The sequence below is a fragment of the Streptomyces sp. SID3343 genome (assembly GCF_009865215.1).
Classification (GTDB): domain Bacteria; phylum Actinomycetota; class Actinomycetes; order Streptomycetales; family Streptomycetaceae; genus Embleya.
Window position 1 is genome coordinate 1 of record NZ_WWJX01000158.1, and the last position, 5170, is coordinate 5170.

3 protein-coding genes are annotated in these 5170 nt (G+C 72.5%); 2 read left to right on the plus strand and 1 reads right to left on the minus strand.

Going from position 1 to position 5170, the window contains the following annotated elements; all coding sequences use genetic code 11:
- The first annotated feature begins 380 nt into the window (after positions 1-380).
- Positions 381-1772, plus strand: a complete 1392-nt coding sequence (locus GT354_RS05430; RefSeq protein ID WP_161355027.1) for an AAA family ATPase — start codon at positions 381-383, stop codon at positions 1770-1772.
- Between the two features lie 756 nt (positions 1773-2528).
- Here the strand turns inward: GT354_RS05430 and GT354_RS05435 are convergent.
- Positions 2529-3509, minus strand: coding sequence for an SGNH/GDSL hydrolase family protein (locus tag GT354_RS05435; RefSeq protein ID WP_202511536.1), 981 nt, complete (start codon positions 3507-3509; stop codon positions 2529-2531).
- Positions 3510-3656: 147 nt separating this feature from the next.
- Here GT354_RS05435 and GT354_RS05440 point away from each other — a divergent pair, with 147 nt between their 5' ends.
- Positions 3657-4853 carry a helix-turn-helix domain-containing protein gene (locus tag GT354_RS05440; protein ID WP_161355029.1) on the plus strand — a complete coding sequence of 399 codons (1197 nt, stop codon included), beginning with the start codon at positions 3657-3659 and terminating at the stop codon, positions 4851-4853.
- Positions 4854-5170 lie beyond the last annotated feature (317 nt).

Consider the following 5170-nt stretch of genomic DNA (forward strand, 5'->3'; position numbering starts at 1 on the left):
CGGGGGCTTCGGGTGGGTTTGGTGCTTTGGGTGCTTCCGGTGAAGTGGGGGCGGGGGGAGGGACGTTCGGGGGCTCGGGGTCGTTCGGCGAGGTTGCTTCACGGGAGGCCGCTTCCGGTGAGTCGATGCCTTCGGGTGCGTTGACGGCGTCGGGGGCCTTGACGCCTTCGGCGGGTGCCGCGGGTGCCGCAGGTTCGGCGGGTGCCGTAGGTGCCGCGGGTTCGACGGTGTCGGGTGCGGCTTCCGGGGGCTTGTCGCCTGCGGGGGGCTTGTCGTCTTCGGGAGGTTCGACGCCTTCCGGGGCTGCGGTGGTGTCCGGGGCCTTGCCGCCCTCGGGCGCTCTGCTGCCGCTGGGTGGGTCGACGGCCTCCGGTGATCTGATGGCTTCCGGCGGCCTGATGACGTCCGGTGACCCGACGCAGGAGGTACCCGTGTCCCGCGCGACCACGTTGATCGGCCGAGCCGACGAGACCGCGACTCTGCTCACCGCCGCGCAACGGGCCGACGGCCGGCTCGCGGTCGCGCTCGTGAGCGGTGATCCGGGCGAGGGAAAGACCGCGTTGACGGAGCACGTACGGGAGTTGCTGGCCGCTCAGGGCTGGCGGGCCGCGTGGGGGCGCTGCCCCGAATCCGGCGGTGCGCCGGCCGGTTGGCCATGGACGCAGATGCTGCGCACCCTTGCCGCGAGCAGCCCGCCCGACGAGGAGACCGCGCGCGTACTCGCGCCGCTGCTCGCCGATTCGTACGTCCCCGTGGGCGACCAGGCCGCCGCGAAGCTGATGCTGCATCAGGCGGTGGTGGGTTACCTGGCCGCAGCCACCGCCGAGACGCCTTGGTTGCTCGTCCTCGACGACGTGCACCGCGCGGACGAAGAGACCCTGGCGCTGCTGTGCCACCTCGCGACCGACCGCGACGCCACCGGTCGGGTGCTGCTCGTGGTCACCTACCGGCACAACGAGGTCGGCGACCTGCTCGCGGACGCGCTCGCGCGGCTTGCCCGGGTCGGACCCGATCGGATCGAACTCACCGGCCTGGCGCCGGAAGCGGTCGCCGATCTGGTGCGCGGCGCGGTCTCGGCGCCGATCGACGAGGACACCGTGCGGGCCATCGTGGACCGGACTGCGGGCAATCCCTTCTACGTGCTGGAGACCGCGCGCGTGCTCGCGGCCGAGGGGGCGCACGCGGCGGTGTCCGAAGTGCCGGTGGGCGTACGGGATGTCATTCGCCGCCACCTCACCGGGCTGCCCACGGCGGCGCAGGAGGTGCTCAAGCAGGCGTGTGTGCTCGGCCGGGACATCGACGTCGACGTGCTGTTGGCACAAGGCGGCACCGACGAGGACACGGTTCTGGACGCGGTCGAGTCGGCGCTGTTGACCGGCCTGCTCGTCGAGCCGGACGCGGGGCAACTGCGGTTCACGCACGCGCTGGTACGGGACACGTTGTACGAGGACCTGTCCCAGTTGCGGCGGGCCAGGATGCACGCGCGCACGGCCGAGGCGATCGAGGCGATCCGCCCGCGCGACGTGTCCGCGTTGGCGCACCACTACCTGGCCTCCGCGTCGCGGGCGACGGCGGCGAAGGCCACGCACTACGCGCGCCTGGCCGCACTGGACGCCGAGATCCACTTCGCGTATCGCGAGGCCGCGCAGCTGTGGCGGGGCGCGATCGTGGCCTTCGAGCGTTCGGGGGCCACGGACGACGCCGCGCGGAAGGAACTGGAGGCGGGCGTCGAGCGGTCGTTGGCACAGTCGGGGGACCACAGCCAGGGGTGACGCTTCCTGTCGGGGCGGGGGTTCGCCCGGTCGTGGGGTGTGGGGCTGGTCGGGGCTGTGCGGCCACGTTTGGCGGGCGGGGGTTTGCCGGTCGTGGGGTGTGGGGCCGGTCGGGGGCTGTGCGGCCACGTTTGGCGGGGTGGGTTTGCCGGTTGCGGGTGTGGGGCCGGTCGGGGTCGTGTGGCCTGGCTTGGCGGGGCGGGCTGAGTTCCCCGCGATGCGGAAGGTGACACTGGGCGGTGTGGTTTGTGCGCCACGTTCGGTGGGTTGGGGCGCTGCCGGTCGTGGGTTGTGGGCCGGTCGGGTTTGTGTGTTGGGCTTGGGTCGAGTCGATTCCCTTGGCTGCGCCCGCGCGGTGCCTGGGCGGTGCGGGGGAGTTCTTGCCGCTGCGTGGGCGGCGGCGGTGAGGGCTGCGGCGGGGGTGGTGGCGGCGGTGGCGGTCGTTCGGCTTGTGAGGTCTGGTGAACGGGCCGTGTGGGCGCAGGGTCGGCGGTGGCCGGGTCGTTTTCGCGGTTGGTTGGTTGGTTGGGCGGGGCGGGTTTGACGGCAGTCGCAGTGTCGCGGGCGGGTGCGGGTCTGTTGGCGGGTGCAGCGTGGTGGGCGGGTGTGGGGTCTTGGTGGTCGGTGCAGCGCGGTCGGGCGGGTGCGGGCCGTGGCCTCGGGTGCGGTCGTCGTACGGTCTGGTGAGCGGGGAGCGGCGCCGAACTCGCCTTGCGAGGACGGGGTTCGGCACCGCCTTCGGGTCCGGCCGGCGGGTCAGTCGATGTGGTCTCCGATGATTCGGCCGTAGTTCGCCTCGCCGCGCCTGTTCGGGTGCAGAGGGGCCGCCAGGTCGGTCGGTACATAGCCCTCGACCCACTTGGCGCCGGGTGCCTGGCACGCGTCGTGCCCGTCGCTGGGGCCGGCCACGTCCACGTACTCCGCGCCGTGTGCGGCGGCTTGTGCGGCCACCGTCGAGTTCAACCGGTTCACGCTGCCCTGGAGGTAGTTCGCGTCGACGCCGAGGACCGGCTGGTAGGGCCAGCAGCCGTTGGGCTTGATGTACAGGCCGTATCCGGTGACCACCACGCGGGCCAGCGGCGCGCGGGCGTGGATGCCGGCGAGGACCGCGCCGAGCTTGGGGGCGAAGGCGTCGATGCGTTGCGCGATCCGGTCGACCCCACCGGCCGTCCACGTGTCCCGGCACGGGGTCGCGAACGGGTTGAGCGTCGCGCAGCCCTGCGCGACGCCGACCAGGCCGACGTCGTTGCCGCCGATGGTGAGGGTGACGAGCGTGGTGTCCGCGCTCAGCGCGTCGAACTGCGCGGGCGCGGTACCCATGTCGACGCCGGCCAGGGACAGTTCCTGGGGTGATGTCATGTCACCGGTGTCCGCGCCACTGCACGTCACGTCCCGGAACTTGTCGACGGCGAAGCGGGCGGCCAGCACGTGCGCGTAGTTGTGGGTGGAGCGGCCGCACGCCAACGGCCCCGTGATGTCCGGGATCAGCGGCCCCGAGGCCATCGAGTCACCGAGCGCGACGTACACCTGCCGGTCCGCCGCGCCGGCGGGTGCGGAGCCGGCGACGACCCCGAGGAGGGCCAACGAGCCGGCTGCGACCACTGCTGCGGCGCCTCGGGCGAGGGTGTGCAGTCGGCTCGTCTTGCCCCTGCCCTTGCCCTTGGTCTTGGCCTTGCTCGTGGTGTTTTTGGTGTTTCCTGCGCCTGTCGTGTTCCTTGTGCGCGCCGCAGAGTTCATGACGACTCCTGCCGGTCGTGGAAAGTCCCACGCGTCATCATGCAGACTCGGACACCTCGGCTTAACTGGTGAGTAACACAGACTTTCCGGGAGGTCGATGTGACACGTGACAATTCGGCGCGCGACCGACGGGCGCGGACGCACGCACTGGCCCTGGGCGGACGGCCGGTCGCGCCGCAACTGCGAGCGTCCGCACCGGCGTTGACGAGAAGCGTGCTGCGCCGATTGCTTGCGGAGCTGCCCGTTTACGCGGCGCTTCCGGACGAGGAACTGGCCGGGGACATAGCCGAGATCGTGCAACACACGCTGCGTCTGTTCGCCGACGTGATCGAGCGCCGGCAACCGATGGACGGCCCGGATCTCGCGCCGCAGCGGATCTCCGCAGCCCAACGGGCCGAGGAGGGCGTACCCCTGGACGCGATCCTGACGGCCTATCAGATAGGCGTGGAGATGTGTTGGCGCGAGACGACGGCTCGGGCCCGTCCGGACGAACTCCCCGCCGTGTTGGAACTGTCCACGCACCTGCTGCGGCTGCAGCGGGAACTGATCGCGTCGGTCAGCGCGGCCTACCTCGAAGCCCGCGAACTCCTGGAGGGCGACGAGTACAGCGACCGGCGTCTGCTGCTCGCGTCCCTGCTCGCGGGCGAGGAGCCGGACGTGGTCGCGGGGCGTACAGGGGTGCGACCCGCCGCGCGTTACGTCGTACTCACGCTCGCCCTGGCCGCACACCCGGACGAGGCGCGGCCCGGCCCGGTCGCGGTGATCGCGGCGCGGCGCAAGCTCCGCCGGATCCGCCAAGCCCTCGACCGCTTCACCGGCGAACCGGCACTGACCGCCCTGGACGCGGCCGGCGGCACGGCCCTGCTCGCGGTCGACGCGCCGCCGCCGTGGCCGTCGCTCGACGCGCTGATCGCCCACGCGGCGGAGTCGGCCGGCACACCCGTCACGGCGGCGGCCGCGATCACCGAGCCCGCGGACATCCCGGCGGCGGTGACGCGGAACGCGGAGGTGGTCCGGCTCGTGCGCGACAGCGGACGCGGCCCGGGCCTGTACCGGCTGGCCGACGTCCTGCTGGACTACCAACTCAGCCGCCCGAGCGCGGCGTCGGCGGGTCTGGCGGGCCTGCTGGCCCCGTTGGACCACAAGCCCGACCTGCTCCTGACCCTGGAAACGCTCCTGACCCACGACCTGGACCGCCGAGCCACCGCCGCGACCCTGCACCTGCACCCGAACACGGTCGACTACCGAATCCGACGCGTCGCCGCCCTGACCGGCCTCTCCCCGAACCGAACCAGCGACCTACACCACCTGAACGCGGCCTTGGTGGCCCGGCGCTGCATGTAGGACGGGGACGGGGTGGTGAGGGCGGCGAAACCGGCTTACCCCGCAGGTGCGGCGGGGGGAAGGCGAAGTAGGGAGGCTCGGTGGGGTGGTGGGGTGGTGGGGTGGTTGGGCGGCGCCGGGAAGCTTGGCGGGATGGGGGCCGGTCATCTGCGCTCGGCGGGATGGGGGTCGGTGGTGGCGGGTTCGGCGGGATGGTGGGGTCGGTGGCGGGGAGTTCGGCGGGATGGTGGGGGCGGTGGCGGGAGGCTCGGCGGGACGGCAAAGCCAGTGACGGCGAGTTCGGCGGGACGGTGGGGCGAGTCACGGGAAGCTCGGCG